15 protein-coding genes are annotated in these 14,518 nt (G+C 61.9%); 10 read left to right on the plus strand and 5 right to left on the minus strand.

The window, feature by feature from the left end; all coding sequences use genetic code 11:
* The first annotated feature begins 228 nt into the window (after positions 1-228).
* Genes GM668_RS14980 through GM668_RS14990 form a run of 3 tightly spaced genes read left to right on the plus strand, consistent with a single transcriptional unit; the run spans position 229 to position 4,651 of the window.
* Complete coding sequence (locus tag GM668_RS14980) at positions 229-2,130, plus strand: TOL_0244 family TonB-dependent receptor (protein WP_155439761.1); 1,902 nt, start codon at positions 229-231, stop codon at positions 2,128-2,130.
* A complete protein-coding gene (locus GM668_RS14985) occupies positions 2,118-2,747 on the plus strand; it encodes a TOL_0243 family YfiR-like periplasmic protein (RefSeq protein WP_155439762.1) in 630 nt (209 codons plus the stop codon). The genes GM668_RS14980 and GM668_RS14985 overlap by 13 nt, the downstream gene beginning before the upstream one ends.
* Positions 2,747-4,651: a sensor histidine kinase, YfiR-like protein-associated gene (locus tag GM668_RS14990; protein ID WP_155439763.1), complete on the plus strand. Its 1,905-nt coding sequence runs from the start codon at positions 2,747-2,749 to the stop codon at positions 4,649-4,651. The genes GM668_RS14985 and GM668_RS14990 overlap by 1 nt, the downstream gene beginning before the upstream one ends.
* A 135-nt stretch (positions 4,652-4,786) precedes the next feature.
* On the opposite strand, the gene GM668_RS14995 is transcribed toward GM668_RS14990, so the two are convergent.
* The gene (locus tag GM668_RS14995) at positions 4,787-5,494 is read right to left on the minus strand and encodes an HpcH/HpaI aldolase/citrate lyase family protein (RefSeq protein ID WP_155439764.1); all 708 of its coding nucleotides are present in this window, start codon (positions 5,492-5,494) and stop codon (positions 4,787-4,789) included.
* Positions 5,495-5,585: 91 nt separating this feature from the next.
* On the opposite strand from GM668_RS14995, the gene GM668_RS30550 reads away from it, so the two are divergent.
* On the plus strand, positions 5,586-5,756 hold the full coding sequence (locus GM668_RS30550) for a hypothetical protein (protein ID WP_170305652.1): 171 nt from the start codon (positions 5,586-5,588) through the stop codon (positions 5,754-5,756).
* A 22-nt stretch (positions 5,757-5,778) separates the two neighbouring features.
* Here the strand turns inward: GM668_RS30550 and GM668_RS15000 are convergent, their stop codons facing one another.
* Positions 5,779-5,964 (minus strand): hypothetical protein, encoded by a 186-nt coding sequence (locus tag GM668_RS15000; protein ID WP_155439765.1) that lies wholly within the window; start codon positions 5,962-5,964, stop codon positions 5,779-5,781.
* Between the two features lie 198 nt (positions 5,965-6,162).
* Between GM668_RS15000 and GM668_RS31445 the strand changes: the two genes are divergently transcribed.
* The 3 genes from GM668_RS31445 to GM668_RS15010 all read left to right on the plus strand — a co-directional run bounded on the left by GM668_RS31445 (position 6,163) and on the right by GM668_RS15010 (position 7,225).
* Positions 6,163-6,285 carry a hypothetical protein gene (locus tag GM668_RS31445; RefSeq protein WP_260115511.1) on the plus strand — a complete coding sequence of 41 codons (123 nt, stop codon included), beginning with the start codon at positions 6,163-6,165 and terminating at the stop codon, positions 6,283-6,285.
* A gap of 83 nt (positions 6,286-6,368) precedes the next feature.
* Positions 6,369-6,731 (plus strand): hypothetical protein, encoded by a 363-nt coding sequence (locus GM668_RS15005; RefSeq protein ID WP_155439766.1) that lies wholly within the window; start codon positions 6,369-6,371, stop codon positions 6,729-6,731.
* 20 nt (positions 6,732-6,751) lie between these two features.
* Complete coding sequence (locus GM668_RS15010; protein WP_155439767.1) at positions 6,752-7,225, plus strand: acyl-CoA thioesterase; 474 nt, start codon at positions 6,752-6,754, stop codon at positions 7,223-7,225.
* Positions 7,226-7,228: 3 nt separating this feature from the next.
* On the opposite strand, the gene GM668_RS15015 is transcribed toward GM668_RS15010, so the two are convergent.
* The 3 genes from GM668_RS15015 to GM668_RS15025 all read right to left on the minus strand — a co-directional run bounded on the left by GM668_RS15015 (position 7,229) and on the right by GM668_RS15025 (position 11,227).
* Positions 7,229-7,417: a hypothetical protein gene (locus GM668_RS15015; RefSeq protein ID WP_155439768.1), complete on the minus strand. Its 189-nt coding sequence runs from the start codon at positions 7,415-7,417 to the stop codon at positions 7,229-7,231.
* 20 nt (positions 7,418-7,437) lie between these two features.
* Entirely contained in the window at positions 7,438-10,314 is a 2,877-nt protein-coding gene (locus tag GM668_RS15020; protein ID WP_155439769.1) for a bifunctional diguanylate cyclase/phosphodiesterase, read from the minus strand.
* 136 nt (positions 10,315-10,450) lie between these two features.
* Complete coding sequence (locus tag GM668_RS15025) at positions 10,451-11,227, minus strand: spermine/spermidine synthase domain-containing protein (RefSeq protein ID WP_155439770.1); 777 nt, start codon at positions 11,225-11,227, stop codon at positions 10,451-10,453.
* 170 nt (positions 11,228-11,397) lie between these two features.
* On the opposite strand from GM668_RS15025, the gene GM668_RS15030 reads away from it, so the two are divergent.
* The 3 genes from GM668_RS15030 (at position 11,398) to GM668_RS15040 (ending at position 14,438) form a co-directional block, all read left to right on the plus strand.
* On the plus strand, positions 11,398-11,673 hold the full coding sequence (locus GM668_RS15030; RefSeq protein ID WP_155439771.1) for a hypothetical protein: 276 nt from the start codon (positions 11,398-11,400) through the stop codon (positions 11,671-11,673).
* Between the two features lie 39 nt (positions 11,674-11,712).
* A complete protein-coding gene (locus GM668_RS15035) occupies positions 11,713-12,903 on the plus strand; it encodes a GGDEF domain-containing protein (RefSeq protein WP_155439772.1) in 1,191 nt (396 codons plus the stop codon).
* Positions 12,904-12,983: 80 nt separating this feature from the next.
* Entirely contained in the window at positions 12,984-14,438 is a 1,455-nt protein-coding gene (locus GM668_RS15040; protein ID WP_155439773.1) for a Ppx/GppA phosphatase family protein, read from the plus strand.
* Positions 14,439-14,518 lie beyond the last annotated feature (80 nt).

A 14,518-nucleotide genomic window follows, 5' to 3' on the forward strand; every position in this document is an offset into this window, starting at 1 on the left:
AATCTCCTGACTGCTGGCGCGAAGCGCCAGCCTCCCGCGCCGAGGGCGCGGGCCTCTGCACCTGACTTTCGTCAGCGCAAAAAAACCACACAAAAAACCCGCAAGTCCCTGATTTAAAAGGCGCACAATCTGTCCTGCACATTTCCTCTTGGACAGTTTTCAATCGTATCAACCATAATATCCTTATAATACTTTCCACAGCACCTCAACCCCGTGCATAGGCCGCCAATGACAACGCAAATACCACGCGTCCTTGTTTTCGCCACCTTGCTGGGCGCATCAAGCGCCCATGCCGTGGAACCTGATTCCGATCTGGCTGACCTGTCGATAGAACAGCTCAGCAACATCGTCATTACCTCCGTCTCCCGCCAGGAAGAAAGATTGGCGAATGCCGCCGCATCGGTGTACATCATCAGTGCCGGCGATATCCGCCGCAGCGGCGTCCGCACGTTGCCGGAAGCGCTCAGGCTGGCGCCGAACCTGTTCGTGGCGCGCCAGGATGCGCGCAACTACGCTGTGACGGCGCGCGGCTTTGCCGGCGTATTCGCCAACAAGCTGCTGGTGATGATCGATGGCCGCAGCATTTATTCACCGCTGTTTTCCGGCACCTACTGGGATGTGCCGGATGTCGTGATGGAAGATATCGAGCGCATTGAAGTGATCAGCGGGCCGGGCGCTTCGATCTGGGGCGTCAATGCTGTCAACGGCGTCATCAACATCATCACGAAATCCGCCAAGGATAGCCAGGGTGTGCTGGCCAGCGTGGTCAGCGGCTCGGATGAAAAAGACGGCACGGCGCGCTATGGCGGTGAACTGGCCAATGGCGGCTTTTACCGTTTGTATGCGCGCTACTGGCAGACGGACGACGTGGATACGGCTGTGAACCGTAATCCGACCGGCATGCAGCGCCGCCAGGCGGGCTTCCGCGCGGATCTGCCTGCGATGGATGGTGCGCTGACGGTGTCGGGCGACGTGTACGATGGCGAAATGCACCAGTTGAATACGCGCGACATTAAAATCTCTGGCGGCAATGCGATTGCCCGCTATACGCGCAAGCTGGCCGATGATGCGGATTTGCGCGTGCAGCTGGTGCTGGACCACGTCGAGCGCAACCAGCCCAATAACTTTATCGAACGGCTCGACACGGCCGAACTCGAAGCCCAGCATAGCATGCGCTTCGGCGCGCACAATGTCACGTGGGGCGGCGGCTACCGCCAGGGCAGGGACCACATCACGCCGATTGGCTTCACGTTCGCGCCGGAACAGTTCACGATGCATTGGGCGAACTTGTTCGCGCAGGATGAATATGCGGTGGCGCCAACCGTGCGCTTCACGGCCGGCGCAAAAATCGAAAACAACCACTACACGGGTACGGAATATCTGCCCAGCGTGCGCCTGGCGTGGAATCCCCAGCCCACTCAACTGCTATGGGGCAGCCTGGCGCGCACGGTGCGGGCGCCGTCGCGCATCGACAAGGATTTTCTCGCCCCTACCAAGCCGGTCCTCGTGGGCGGCAAGCTGGTGCGTGTCATCAATGGCGGGCCGGACTTCGTGTCGGAAGTGGCCGACGTGGCGGAAATCGGCTACCGTGCGCAACCCAGCGAGCGCCTCAGTTATTCTGCCACCGTGTTCTATGCGAATTATGACAAGCTGCGCACGCAGGAACCGGTGCCCGTGTTTGGCTTTGAATTTAAAAATATGGGCAAGGCTACCACGCGCGGCCTGGAACTGTGGGGCCGCTGGCAAGTGACGCCGCACTGGCGCCTCAGTGGCGGGCTGGTGCGGCAAGACATCAATATCGGCGTCAAGCCAGGCAGCCGCGACGGCGCGGCCGGCACACAGTTAGGGAACAATGATCCGCGCCTGCACGGCGTGCTGCGCTCGTCGCTGGATATCGGCGACTGGCAGCAGCTGGACTTTACGTTGCGCTATAGCGGCAAGTTGCCCAATCCGCCAGTCCCGGCGTACTATGACATGGATATGCAATGGCTGTGGAAGCTGCGCCCGAATATGGATGTCGCGTTGATCGGCCAGAACTTGCTGCATCGCGACCATCCGGAATTTGGCGGGCTGTCCGGCCGCAGCTTTTATGAGCGCACTGCGCTGGTGAAGGTGACATGGCGATATTAAGTGCGTCCCTCAATGCTGCCGGGCCAAACCTGCTGATACAGGCGCGTGTGCCTGCGCCTGCGCCACATTCCCGTTCATTGCTGGCGCTGCTGGCGCTGCTGTGCTCCACGCTGATGGTGGCGCTGTCCTGCCTGGCCGTTGGCGCCGATGCGCCGTCTGTCAATGGCGTCGAGCGGGGCGTCAAGGCGGCCTTCCTGTATAAATTCCTGGGTTACGTCGAATACCCGCAAGACACTGCGCCGCTGGTGGTGGGTGTCGTCGGCGCCGATGATATCGGCGCGGAACTGGCGCGCATTACGTCGGGCCGCAATGTCGGCGGGCGTCCCGTCACCGTGCGCATGCTGCGCGATGGTGACGCTGTGGCCGGCCTGCATATGCTGTTCATCGGCGCCGACGCGCCCCGCAGCACAGCCCTGCTGCGCAGCGCGCAGCAGCAGGGGGTACTGACGGTGACGGAATCGGACAACGGCTTGCAGCAGGGCAGTGTCATTAACTTCCGCCTCGTGGAAGAGCGCGTGCGCTTTGAAGTGTCGCTGCCGGCAGCGGAAAAAAGCGGCTTGAAACTCAGTTCCAGGCTGTTGTCAGTCGCCTATCACGTCCTTAAAGGCAGCCAGTAATGTGGGCGTGGCTGCGTCCTGCGACGGTGCGGGGCAAGCTGGTGATGATGGCACTGGCTACGACGTTTGTTGCGCTGATGACGGCGGCGGCCGGCATGCTGCTGTACGACCTCGACTCGTACCAGCAATACTGGGTCGATGACATGACGACCCAGGCGGAAATCATTGCCGTCGTCAGCTCGCCGGCGCTTAGTTTCAATGATCCCAGCGCGGCGCGGCAAAACCTCGGCATGCTGCGCGTGCGGCCCCATATCCTGGCCGGCGCCATTTATGACGCACGCGGCGCCATGTTTGCCGCGTATGCGCAATCGGCGCAAGACACGCCGGTATTTCCCGGCCGCCCCGGACGGGCCGGGCACGCCATCGATGGCGGCCACCTCGTCGTCTATCACCCTGTCGTGGAAAATGGCGAAGCGATTGGCACGGTTTACCTGATTGCCCGCTATGGACTGGTCGAGCGTATCCGCACGTATGCCGCCATCATGGGCGGCGTGATGGTGTTGAGCCTGCTGCTGGCGGCGCTGGTGGCCAGCCGCCTGCAACAAGGCATTACGCAGCCGCTGGCCGCCGTCACCGGCGTGGCGCGCGACGTGATGGAAAAGCGCGACTTCAGCTTGCGTGTGCGCTCCGTCACGGCGACGGGCGAGATTGCCACGCTGGTCTATGCGTTCAATGACATGCTGGCCGAAGTCGGGCGGCGCGCCAATGCGCTGCAAGATGCGAACCGCACGCTGCAATATGAAATGACGGTGCGCCAGGATGCGGAGCGGGCCTTGCTGCAGGCCGACCGCCGCAAGGATGAATTCCTTGCCACGCTGGCCCATGAACTGCGCAATCCGCTGGCGCCGATCCGCACCGGCCTCGATATCCTGCGCATGGCCGGCGACGATAAAGTCGCCTGCGACCGGGCGCGCGGCATCATGGAGCGGCAGTTGCGGCAAATGGTGCGGCTGGTCGATGACTTGCTGGATGTATCGCGCATCAATACGGGCAAGCTCACCATCAAGCGGGAACCGGTGACGCTGCAATCCGTGGTGGGCGATGCGCTGGAACTGGTGCGGCCGATGGTCGATGCGCAAGAACACCGCTTGCAGGTGGAAATGCCGCAGCAGCCTGTGTATGTAATGGGCGACGCGACACGGCTCGCGCAAGTGCTGTCGAACCTGCTGAACAATGCAGCCAAATATACGAACCGGGGCGGCGAACTGGGGCTGCGCGCATCGGTGGAAGACGGGCAGTTGCTGATCCGCGTCAGCGATAACGGCATCGGCGTGGCGCCGCACATGGTGGGAGAAATCTTTGAAATGTTCGTGCAGGCCGATACGTCGCTGGAGCGCTCGACGGCGGGCCTCGGCGTGGGCTTGTCGCTGGCGCGGCGGCTGGCGGAACTGCACGGCGGCACGATCACGGCGGAAAGCCCGGGCATTGGGCTGGGCACCACGATGACGGTCCGCTTGCCCGCGATGGCGGCGCCCGACCAGGAACAAGACCCGGCGCTGCCTTCAGGCAGGGAAGCGCGCCGCCTGCGCGTGCTGCTGGCCGATGACAATGTGGATTTCGTTGACAGCATCGCCGTGCTGCTGCGCGGTGCGGGCCATACCGTGCGCGTCTGCCATGATGGCGCGCAAGCACTGGCGGCGGCCGATGCGTTTGCGCCGGATTATGCATTCCTCGATATCGGCTTGCCGCACGTGAATGGCTACGACCTGGCGCGGGCGCTGCGCAAGTTGCCTACGTTGCAGCAGACGGTGCTGGTGGCCGTCACTGGATGGGGACAGCAGAAAGACCGGGTGCTGGCGCAGGAAGCGGGGTTTACTGCGCATTTGGTGAAACCGGTGGCGGCGGAGCAGATACTGGCCATCCTGGCAGGGAGCCGCGAGGGGATGCTGCATCCTCCCGCTTGATGGCCCACTCGCCACGCGAGTGCCGTGGCGCTGAATGCGCAGGGCGGCTTTTACAAAGCAGCCTTATGCGCCGCGTTGACGCAGGCAGGCGGGTTCGACCCAGCGTCCCCGTAGAACCCGCCCCACGTGCCTTGGCTATTCGTACCGGTGGCGCTGCAATGGCGCAAAGACGCGTGCCACGGCGTCCACCTGTCCCGCATCGCTGCACAGTTTGCCGCCAAAACCCATGCGGCAAGCGTGCAGCGCCGCGCCGATATCCTGCGTGGCCCCATCAATGGGACGCTGCAATCCCGCCAGCTTTGACGCCAGCACGATGTGCGAGCGGAAATACAGCAATTCTTCGCCATCGCCCATGATGCCAAGGTCGGCGCGGAACGCCGCCGCGCCAAACAACAGCCGCTGCACGCGGGGCGCCGTGGCGATTTCAGACAGGCGCGAAAAGCCCACGGCGGTTTCTATCATGGGAAACAGTGGCGCCGTGGACGATGCGCTGGCGACGTCATTGACGCGTTCCGTCCTGGGCAGCACGATGCCGGCAATGCCGGGCCGGTGGCACAGCACCAGGTCATCGCCGAAGCAGCCGGAATTGACGCAATTGACGCGCACCAGCACGGGTACGTGCGGCGCACGGCCGGCGGGGCTGTCGAGCCAGTTGGCCAGCGCATCGCGCGCCGCGCCTTTGGCCGCGGGGCGGACGGCGTCTTCCAGGTCAATCACCACCGCATCGGCGCCCGAAGCGCACGCGGCGGCAAATTGTTCGGGCTTGTCGCCCGGGACCATCAGGAACGTGTGGGCCAGGGCCAGCCTGGCGTCTGGCGGCGTTGCCTGGATTGCAGTGCTCATTGCTTGCTCCTTTCTTGCAGTAGGGAAGTGTGCGCCATGGCGGGCGGTGACCGGCTAGTCTGTCGGCAATGCCAGACTGCAGGAGAAAACCATGACCACGTACTACGCGCATATCACGCCGGATCCGGAAGTGCCTCCGCCGGAGCCGGAAAAAGATCCACCGCCCGATAACAATCCGGTGCCGGAATCGCCACCGATTGAAGAACCTGAACCGAAGCCGCCGCCAATGAAAGCGTCAATGAAAGCGTCAATGAAGACGTGATAACAGGCGGACTCAGTCGGACTTAGCCGGGCCGTGGCGCCGGCTGGGCGGGCGCCTGGTCGCCGCCGGGAGCGGGGCGCTGGGGGATTTGCTGGATTTGTTCATCGGTTTCCCGCTCGGCCGGCGTCTTGCCGCCGCTGCCAATGTCGGGTTCATCGATCAAATGCGTGCCGTTTTGTTCCGGCGTCGAGCGGGGTTTGCCAGGCATGTGAACCTCCCGTCAAAAGTGGATCGCGCCCAGCCTAACAGGCCGTTGAATCAGGCGGCGCGCTGTTCCCACGGCAGCGTTGCTCTATAGATACACGTGCCAAACGAATAGGCATTATTACGTCCGCTGTCATCAGGCCGTCACCAAAGTATTCATATAATGGACTCACGGCATTAGTTCCATTGATAGGAGGCGAACATGGGCAATTCTCTGCACAACAAAATCTATCTCGGCCGCCGCCTGAACACGAAACACGTGCAGCTGGCGCTGTTCTTCACCGCGATGGTGGGGGCTACGCTGGCCTGGCTGCTCGCGCAGTAGTCGTCCGGGAATTGTCGCGCCTTGCCTCCGCAAGCGGGGGCGCGTACCATGGTGGCCGAATGGCAACTCATGGAACGATGGTAATGAAGAATGACAAACTCACCGTGGATGAATACGATGCGCTGGAAGAAGTGCGCCGCGGTATCAAGGGCGACCGCCCCAGCGCTTGCGTCGGCCGCAACACGAAAAAACTCGCCGGTCTCAAATTGATCAGCGTGGCCCGCAATGGCCGCATCACGCTGACCGAAGGAGGCCAGCAAGCCTTGTTCCTGCGCCGCTGCATCCTCGGCCTGCGCGCGGTCGCCGCCGGCGGCGACGTGGCGCTGGACGCTGACGTCGCCGCCTTCCTCGGTAAAAAATCCCACATCGTGCCGCGCGAAGGCGGCTTTGACATTACCGACAAGGGTCGTGAGTCGCTGGCGGACATCGAAGCGCAAGGGTTTTAATTCCCCATCAAGGAACTGCTATGGAAGCACCACACTGGTCCGCTCACGAGCTGACGATGACGGTATTGATGACGCCGGATATGGCGAACTTTTCCGGCAACGTGCACGGCGGCGCTATTTTGAAATTGCTGGACGGTGTCGCGTATGCGTGCGCCAGCCGCTATTCCGGCACGTATGTGGTGACGTTGTCGGTGGACCAGGTGATGTTCCTGCAGCCTATCCACGTGGGCGAACTGGTGACGTTCCTCGCGTCGATCAATTTCACGGGCAAGACATCGATGGAAGTAGGCATCCGCGTGGTGACGGAAAACATCACGCAGCGGCTGGTGCGCCATGCGAACAGCTGCTATTTCACGATGGTGGCGGTCGATAAAGACCGCAAGCCGGTGGCGATACCGGAACTGGTGCCGCAAACGGAAGAGCAAAAAGCCCGCTGGGAGCAGGCGAAATTGCGCAAGGCAGCCAAGCTGGCGCTGGCGCCCAAGCGGAAATAAAGCTTAATTGCGGCGACGGTGCGGATAAACCAGCGTCCGCACGGCAATATCATGCGGCACTTTCATCGCTGACAGGAATTCAGCTGCCTGGCGCAAACCAATGGCCGGCATGGCGGCAATCGCCTGGTCGACCACTTCACGGGTCCAAACGTCGGTACGGATATGTTTTGGGCGGTCAGCTAAATGATCCATGTGGCACAGGTCTCCAAAGTTTATGCAGCCGTGCCAGCCTCCACCCACGCCAATGGCGCCAGTTCAGCCCAGCCCAGATGCTTGTTTTCACGCAGCATTTGCTCGAATTGCAGCGGAGCGACGGGACGGCTGAAATAATAGCCTTGAATCTGGTCGCAGTCATGCCGGCGCAAGTATTCCAGCTGCTCCCGCGATTCTACCCCTTCCGCCACAACGCGTAATTTCAAATTGTGCGCCAGGGCGATGATCGATACAACAATGGCTTCATCATCTTCATCGACAGCAATATCGTTGACGAAGGAGCGGTCGATTTTCAGCACGTCAATCGGGAAGCGGCGCAAATACGACAGGCTGGAATAGCCGGTGCCGAAGTCGTCAATCGACAACGTCACGCCCAGCGCTTTCAAATCGCGCAGCAAATTGGCCGCTTGCGTGACGTCGTTCATGAACACGGATTCCGTCAATTCCAGTTCCAGGCATGCCGGCGGCAAACCGGTTTCTTCCAGTACTTCCGCCACTTTGGCCACCAGGTCCGGCTGCGTGAACTGGCGCGCCGACAAGTTGACAGCCATGCGCAGCGGCGGCTGGCCGTGCGCCGCGCGCCAGTCATTCCACGCCTTGCCCTGCGCGCACGCGGATTGCAAAGCCCACATGCCGATCGGCACGATCAAGCCGGTTTCCTCCGCCAGCCCGATAAAGCGGTCCGGCGCCACGACACCCATTTCCGGATGCTGCCAGCGCAGCAGCGCTTCCACGCCCGTGATGGCGCCATCGCCCAAATCCACTTGCGGCTGGTAGTGCAGCATGAATTCACTGCGGGCCAGCGCCTGGCGCAGTGCGTTTTCAATGCGCAGCCGTTCCAGCGCTTCTTCGTTCATGCAGGGCAGGTAAAAGCGGAAACCGTTGCGCCCGCTCTTTTTCGCCGCATACATGGCGATGTCCGCATGTTCAATCAAGTGCTGCGCTTCATCGCCCACGCTGCCGTCATACGCGGCCACACCGATACTGCACGTGACAAGGAATTCTTTCCCTTCCAGCATGACGGGCTGCGCCACTGCATTCATCACGCGCTGCACGACGTCCGGCGTCAGCAGCGCATCGGACGTTTCACTGAGGATGGCGACAAATTCATCGCCGGACAGGCGCGCCACCGTGTCGCTTTCGCGCACGCTGCCCGACAGGCGCTGCGCCACCGTCTTCAGCAAGATATCGCCAGCCTTGTGGCCCAGGCTGTCGTTGACGAATTTGAAGCGGTCCAGGTCGATCAACAGTACCCACATATGGTGGCCGCTGCGGTTGGCGTGGGCAATGGCTTGCGCCAGCCGGTCTTGCAACAGCATGCGGTTCGGCAAGCCCGTCAATGCGTCATGGTGCGCGATGTGGCTGATGCGCTGCTCCGACAGCTTGCGTTCCGTGATTTCCGCGCCCGTGCCGCGATACCCCTTGAAGTCGCCCTTGGCGTCATACACGGGTTCGCCGCTAGTGCTGTACCAGCGCAGCACGCCATCGTCGCCCTCAATCGCATATTCAAAATGCGAGAACGGCAAGCGTGCTTCCAGCCGTGCGATGTGGTCGCGGCCCCAGCGCGTGGCCGCCATGCCCGGCGTCGCGTCCCAGCGGGTCTTGCCGATAAAGCGTTCTGGACGCAGCAAGCCTTTTTCATAGAAGCCGCCGGTGATGCTGGTGAAACGCAGGTTCGCATCCTGTTCCCAATACCAGTCGGATGACAGGGCCAACAGGCGGCGGAAGCGCTGTTCACTGTCCAGCAGCGCGCGTTCCGTGCGTTTGCGGGCCAGCACGTCGGCGTTCAAGCGTTCATTCGACAGCCGCAGTTCCGCCGTGCGGGCGTCCACCAGCATTTGCACGCGGCGCGAGCGCAGCACCAGCGATTGCACGAACGCGGCCATCAGCAGCGACGACAAGATGCCGCCCACCAGTGTGGAAATCGATCCGATATGGTCGGCCAGGAACGGGCGGGGCAGGGCGCTGATGCGCACTTCCCACTCTTTGCCCAGCACCGTGAAGTGTTTGAGGTAATCGCTGCGCTGCTGCCACGACAGCCAGCGCACCGGCGTGGCGTCGGCCGCCTGCGGCGCTTCGCCGTGGCTGAATACCAGGCCGCCCGCCACGCGCACTTGCAGCAGCGCGTCATCGTCGTCCAGCAAGCCGTCGGCCTGCAAAATTTTGCTCACCAGCGTGGTGGCGCGGATCACCAGCGACGTATCGCCCTGCCACGCGGCTTGGCGCTGGCCATAATCCGCGACCGGCATGCCGGGTTTATAGACCGGCATCATCATGATCAAGCCCTGGCCGGCCGCCTGCGCCAGCGGCAGCAAGCCGGTGGACGCTGCTTTGCCGGTGCGCAGGATTTCTTCCATGGCCTGGCGGATTTCCGGGCGGTAGCCGGCATCGAGGCCGAATGCCGGTTCATTGCCGGCCATCGGCTCCAGGAAATCGACCACGCTGTAGCGCGCCTTGCGCGGCGCGGTCACCGCTGCGCCATCGGCGATTTCCCGGATCGCATAGCCAGGGAATTCGCGCTGCATTTGCGCTTCAAAATCCGTGCGGGCCGTATCTTCCAGCAAGCGGTGGTAATTGAATGCCTGGATAAACGGGTAGCGCAGCAGCAGCGGCGCGGTAAAGGTCTGGAACTGGCTGCGCGACACTTGCGGGTTGGCGACAAACAGCTGGTTCGTCACCGCCAGCACTTCGGCCGCGTCATTCAAGCCGCTCTGGATGGCGGCCGTGCGCTGGTCGGCGTGCTGTTCGAACGCCAGCTGCATTTTGCTGGACTCCAGTGCACCGACGGCGCCAAACAGCACGGCAGTGATACTGAGTCCAGCTCCGAGGGTATAGGCCGCCGCTGCGGTGAGCTTGAATTGGCGGCGGTTGATCATTGTTATCCTGTACACGTTAAGACTCGGCGGGGGTAGGGCCACCATTAGTGTGTCACAGAACAAAGAAAAAGTGTTGGCGTTCGGAAAAAAATAATTCAGTACGGCAACAATAGTGACTATTTCGCAAGCCCGATAATCATTGCCCGGCCAGCCATTTCGTGCGCAGCACCAGCCAGTGCGCCAGCAGCCGGTGCGCCATGGCCCACGCGATGCCCCGGCCTTTGATGCGCCGGATGCGCGCCAGCATGCGCAGCGATGGCGTGGGCGGGCCGCCTTCCGTGGCTTTCACGGCAAACAGGATGCGGTTGTTACCGGCGATGCCATGCAGCGAGCACACATTGCGCTGGAAACTGTGCTGCAAGCGGGACAGCGCCATGGGATATTTGGGATCATAGCTGAAGACGTTGGCGGCCAGCACGCCGCCGTGGCGCAGCGCGCGCCGGCAATCGCGGTAAAACTGTTCGCTGCACAGCGCTTCCGGCAAGCCGTCGCGGTCGAAGCCATCGATCAACAGCACGTCTATGGTACGGGCCATGGTGGCGATCAACGCCGCGCCATCGCCGTGCACCACCTGGAAACGCTCGCTGTCCGGCGGCACGGCAAACTGGTTGCGCAGCGCAATCACGTCGGCGCGCAATTCCACCACAGTGATGCGGCTGTGCGGCAAATACCGGTGGCAAAACTTGGCCAGCGAGCCGCCGCCCAGCCCGATCATGACGATGTGGGCGGGACGGGGCTGGAACAGCACAAAGCACAGCATGGCCCGCACATAGTCGAGCGTGATGCGATGCGGCGCGTCCAGGTGCATTTCACTCTGGATTTCACCGGGGGTGAATTCCAGCGTGCGTATCCGTCCCCGCGTGCGCACCAGCGGGGGCTTCGGGTCAGTGTGCAGGTCGGTGTCGGCAGGCATACAGTAAAGTGAAAGGCTGGCTTGTTGGCAACTATGAAGTTCTGTTAAGCTGCCGCAGGCTCCGGAAGCGGATGCGGGCATCCGCCCCCATCGCGCCCTATCGTTTACATGCACAATATTTATCGGTACATTGCCAACATAGGCAGCGGCCACAGTGGAGAGAGTAGACCATGTTTTTAGACCATCCGACAATTACCGCCACCAACAGCTTCACGGAGCCGGACCGCATCGAACGCCTTGGCCGCGTCTATGGCTATGTGGCGGCGCTGGCCGACCTGGCGGGCAAGAGCGGGTTCATTGAAAAAGTCTCGCAGCTCCATGACCACAAGGGGACCCTGATCGTGTTCTGGCACGATACGCCCACGGAAGACGAAAAAGAATTCTTCAGCAAGGCATGGGCCAGCAAAATTGGCGACGGCAGCACCAACGTCGAACACGAGATCTAAGGCACAGGCAGCGTCCCGCGCTGCCGCCGCAGTCTTTACATGGATATCAAAACCCTGGTATTGGCGCTTGCGCTGGGCAATTTAAGCCTGTGCGCGGCGCTGTTTTTCTTTGAATACGAAAACAAGAAATCGCTCAGCCTGTCGGCGTGGGCGGTCGCCAAGCAGGCGCAAGCCGGCGCCTGGTTCCTGTTGTATTTCCGCGGCGTGTTGCCGGACCTGTTGACCGGCCCGCTCGCCAATGTGCTGCTGTTTACCGGCATGGCGCTCGACGCGGGCGCCCTGTGGGAAGCGGCCGGCCGCTCCGGCTGGCGCAAAATGCTGTTGCCGTCGCTGGCGGCGGCCTCCTTTATTTACCTTGCTTGCCATGTGCTGGACGTCGAAGCCGGCGTGCGCGCGGCGGCCGGTTTCCTCATTGTCGCGGGCTTTTTCCTGGCCGGCGTGTTTGCGCTGGCGCTGGTATGGCGCCATGGCACCATGCTGCGCCGCTACCTGGTGGTGACGATGGCGGCGCTGTCGCTGCTGGTGGCGGGACGCGGCGTGCTGGCCGCCGCCATGCCTGACGGGTGGTCGTGGGTTTCGGCCACGGTGCTGCAAGGCGTGGGATTTGGCGCGCTGTACCTGATGATGCTGACCAATGCGTTTGGCTACCTGTTGCTGTCGCGCGAAAAACTGCAGGCGGAACTGGCGCGGCTGGAAGTGGTCGATGCATTGACGGATGTGCCGAACCGGCGCGGCTTTTACCAGGCACTGGCGCCATGGATGGCGCTGGCCCGCCGTCCCGGCCAGGGAACGTCGCTGATCATCGTCAGCCTCGACCAGTTCAAGCGCGTCAATGACAGTTATGGCCACGCTACCGGCGACCTGGTGCTGAAAGCGCTGGTCGATGTGTGCAAAAAACAACTGCGCGACAGCGACCAGATCGGCCGTCTGGGCGGCCCGGAATTCGCGCTGCTGCTGCCCCGCACGGAGCAGGCCGGCGCCGTGATGGTGGCCGAGCGCATCCGCGCCGCCGTCGAAGCCATGCAGCTGCGGGCTGACAAAGCCATCATCACTGTCACGGTCAGCATGGGTGTGACGGTGATCCGCGCCGATGACAGCACTGTCACCTTGTTCAAGCGCGCCGATGGCGCGCTGCAGTCCGCCATGCTGGCGGGCAGCAACCGCGTGGCGGAAGCGCCGGACGCGACCTTCGCGGAAATCGAACACGGAGATGTCATTATCTCGTCATAAAGGCCGCGTAACTTACCGGGTTTCCGTATAATCGTATAAATAGTATGAATGGAATCCGGGAATCCGAAGAAGAGGAAGGCATGTACGCAGCAGTTGACCTGGGCTCCAACAGTTTCCGTCTTGCCATCGGCAAGCATGACGGCGACGCTATCCGCGTATTGAAGACGGCGCGCGAACCGATCCGCCTGGCCGCCGGCTTGGACGCTTCCGGCAATTTGACGGAAGCGGCGCAGCAGGCCGCGTTGTCCTGCCTGGCCAATTTCCGCACGGTGCTGGCCGGCTATCAGCTGGAAGCCATCCGCGTGGTGGCCACGTCCACGTTGCGGCTGGCAAAAAATTCCGCCGCCTTCCTGCCCGCTGCCGAACAGGCGCTGGGCTACCCGATTGAAATCATTTCCGGTGAAGAGGAAGGCCGCCTGATTTATATGGGCGTGTGCAATGCGCTGAACTTGCCGGGCGAGCGCCGCCTCGTCATCGACATTGGCGGCGGTTCCACGGAATTGATCCTGGGCCGCGGGGCCGACATCGAGCGCGTCGAATCGTTTTCCATTGGCAGCGTCAAGCAAAGCCTGTCATTCTTTATTGGTGGCAGGGTCGATGCGCCATCGTTTGACGCCGCCATCCTGTCGGCGCGCAGCCACTTTGAAGATGGCGCGCCGCCATACCACCCGCAATACTGGACACGCTGCTACGGTTCGTCCGGCACCATCCGCGCCATTGCGGAAATCATTGACAAGAACAAATTGGGCTCAGGCGTGACCGCCGCCACACTCGATGCGCTGAGGCGCCGTTTTATCGAACTGGGCCACACGTCGAAAATCGACATGCCGGGCCTGCGTCCGGACCGTGCCGGCACCATCATTGGCGGCCTGGCTGTGCTGATTGCGCTGTTCCACGAACTGGGTATCGACAGCCTGCAACCGATCGAGGCGGGCTTGCGCGTGGGCGTCATGTGGGACCAGTACCTGCGTTCCACCAAGCGTGACCGCCGCGAACAGTCGGTGCGCGCCTTCCTGCAAAAATTCCACGTCGATGAAGCCCGCGCCGGCCGCGTGGCGGAATATGCGGGTGCGCTGTATGCGCAAATGAAGCCGGCGACGGACGCGTACCAGCGCTTGCTGGTGTGGAGCGCTCTGCTGCACGAAGTGGGGATGGTGGTGTCGCAGACTGGCTACCACAAGCACGCCAGCTATATGGTGGAAAACGCCGACTTGCCGGGCTTTACCACGCGCGAACAAAAAAACATGGCGCGCCTGATCCTCGCGCAAAAGGGCAATTTACGCAAAATCAGCGATGCGCTGACGGACAGCGATTTCGCGAAAGCTGTCGTGGCGCTGCGCCTGGCCATCCTGTTCATGCATTCGCGTATCGAGCCGGATTTCAAGGAACTCAAATTGCGGATGAAAAACCGCATCGAGCTGGAAATCAAGCGCGCGTGGGTCGCGGATCACCCGACGGCGTCTTACTGGATGGAGAAAGAGCAAGAGCAGTGGGATGACGTGGGTGTGGATTTCAGCATCAAGGGCACCGCTTAACCAGCACTGGCTGTTAAAAATAATTCCATTGTTAAACAACTCATTGTAAATTTGATTACAATAAGAAACTTGTAAGACAT

It is taken from the genome of Pseudoduganella ginsengisoli (assembly GCF_009720865.1).
In the GTDB taxonomy this organism is placed as follows: domain Bacteria; phylum Pseudomonadota; class Gammaproteobacteria; order Burkholderiales; family Burkholderiaceae_D; genus Rugamonas; species Rugamonas ginsengisoli.

What these genes read in the sequence shown, in the direction of transcription:
- GM668_RS31445 (WP_260115511.1), top strand. Translation starts at nt 6,163, where the DNA reads ATGGGCAATTCTCTGCACAACAAAATCTATCTCGGCCGCCGCCTGAAC.
- GM668_RS15025 (WP_155439770.1), bottom strand. Translation starts at nt 11,227, where the DNA reads ATGCCTGCCGACACCGACCTGCACACTGACCCGAAGCCCCCGCTGGTG.
- GM668_RS30550 (WP_170305652.1), top strand. Translation starts at nt 5,586, where the DNA reads ATGACCACGTACTACGCGCATATCACGCCGGATCCGGAAGTGCCTCCG.
- GM668_RS15010 (WP_155439767.1), top strand. Translation starts at nt 6,752, where the DNA reads ATGGAAGCACCACACTGGTCCGCTCACGAGCTGACGATGACGGTATTG.
- GM668_RS14980 (WP_155439761.1), top strand. Translation starts at nt 229, where the DNA reads ATGACAACGCAAATACCACGCGTCCTTGTTTTCGCCACCTTGCTGGGC.
- GM668_RS15040 (WP_155439773.1), top strand. Translation starts at nt 12,984, where the DNA reads ATGTACGCAGCAGTTGACCTGGGCTCCAACAGTTTCCGTCTTGCCATC.
- GM668_RS15000 (WP_155439765.1), bottom strand. Translation starts at nt 5,964, where the DNA reads ATGCCTGGCAAACCCCGCTCGACGCCGGAACAAAACGGCACGCATTTG.
- GM668_RS15015 (WP_155439768.1), bottom strand. Translation starts at nt 7,417, where the DNA reads ATGGATCATTTAGCTGACCGCCCAAAACATATCCGTACCGACGTTTGG.
- GM668_RS15005 (WP_155439766.1), top strand. Translation starts at nt 6,369, where the DNA reads ATGAAGAATGACAAACTCACCGTGGATGAATACGATGCGCTGGAAGAA.
- GM668_RS15030 (WP_155439771.1), top strand. Translation starts at nt 11,398, where the DNA reads ATGTTTTTAGACCATCCGACAATTACCGCCACCAACAGCTTCACGGAG.
- GM668_RS14990 (WP_155439763.1), top strand. Translation starts at nt 2,747, where the DNA reads ATGTGGGCGTGGCTGCGTCCTGCGACGGTGCGGGGCAAGCTGGTGATG.
- GM668_RS14985 (WP_155439762.1), top strand. Translation starts at nt 2,118, where the DNA reads ATGGCGATATTAAGTGCGTCCCTCAATGCTGCCGGGCCAAACCTGCTG.
- GM668_RS15020 (WP_155439769.1), bottom strand. Translation starts at nt 10,314, where the DNA reads ATGATCAACCGCCGCCAATTCAAGCTCACCGCAGCGGCGGCCTATACC.
- GM668_RS15035 (WP_155439772.1), top strand. Translation starts at nt 11,713, where the DNA reads ATGGATATCAAAACCCTGGTATTGGCGCTTGCGCTGGGCAATTTAAGC.
- GM668_RS14995 (WP_155439764.1), bottom strand. Translation starts at nt 5,494, where the DNA reads ATGAGCACTGCAATCCAGGCAACGCCGCCAGACGCCAGGCTGGCCCTG.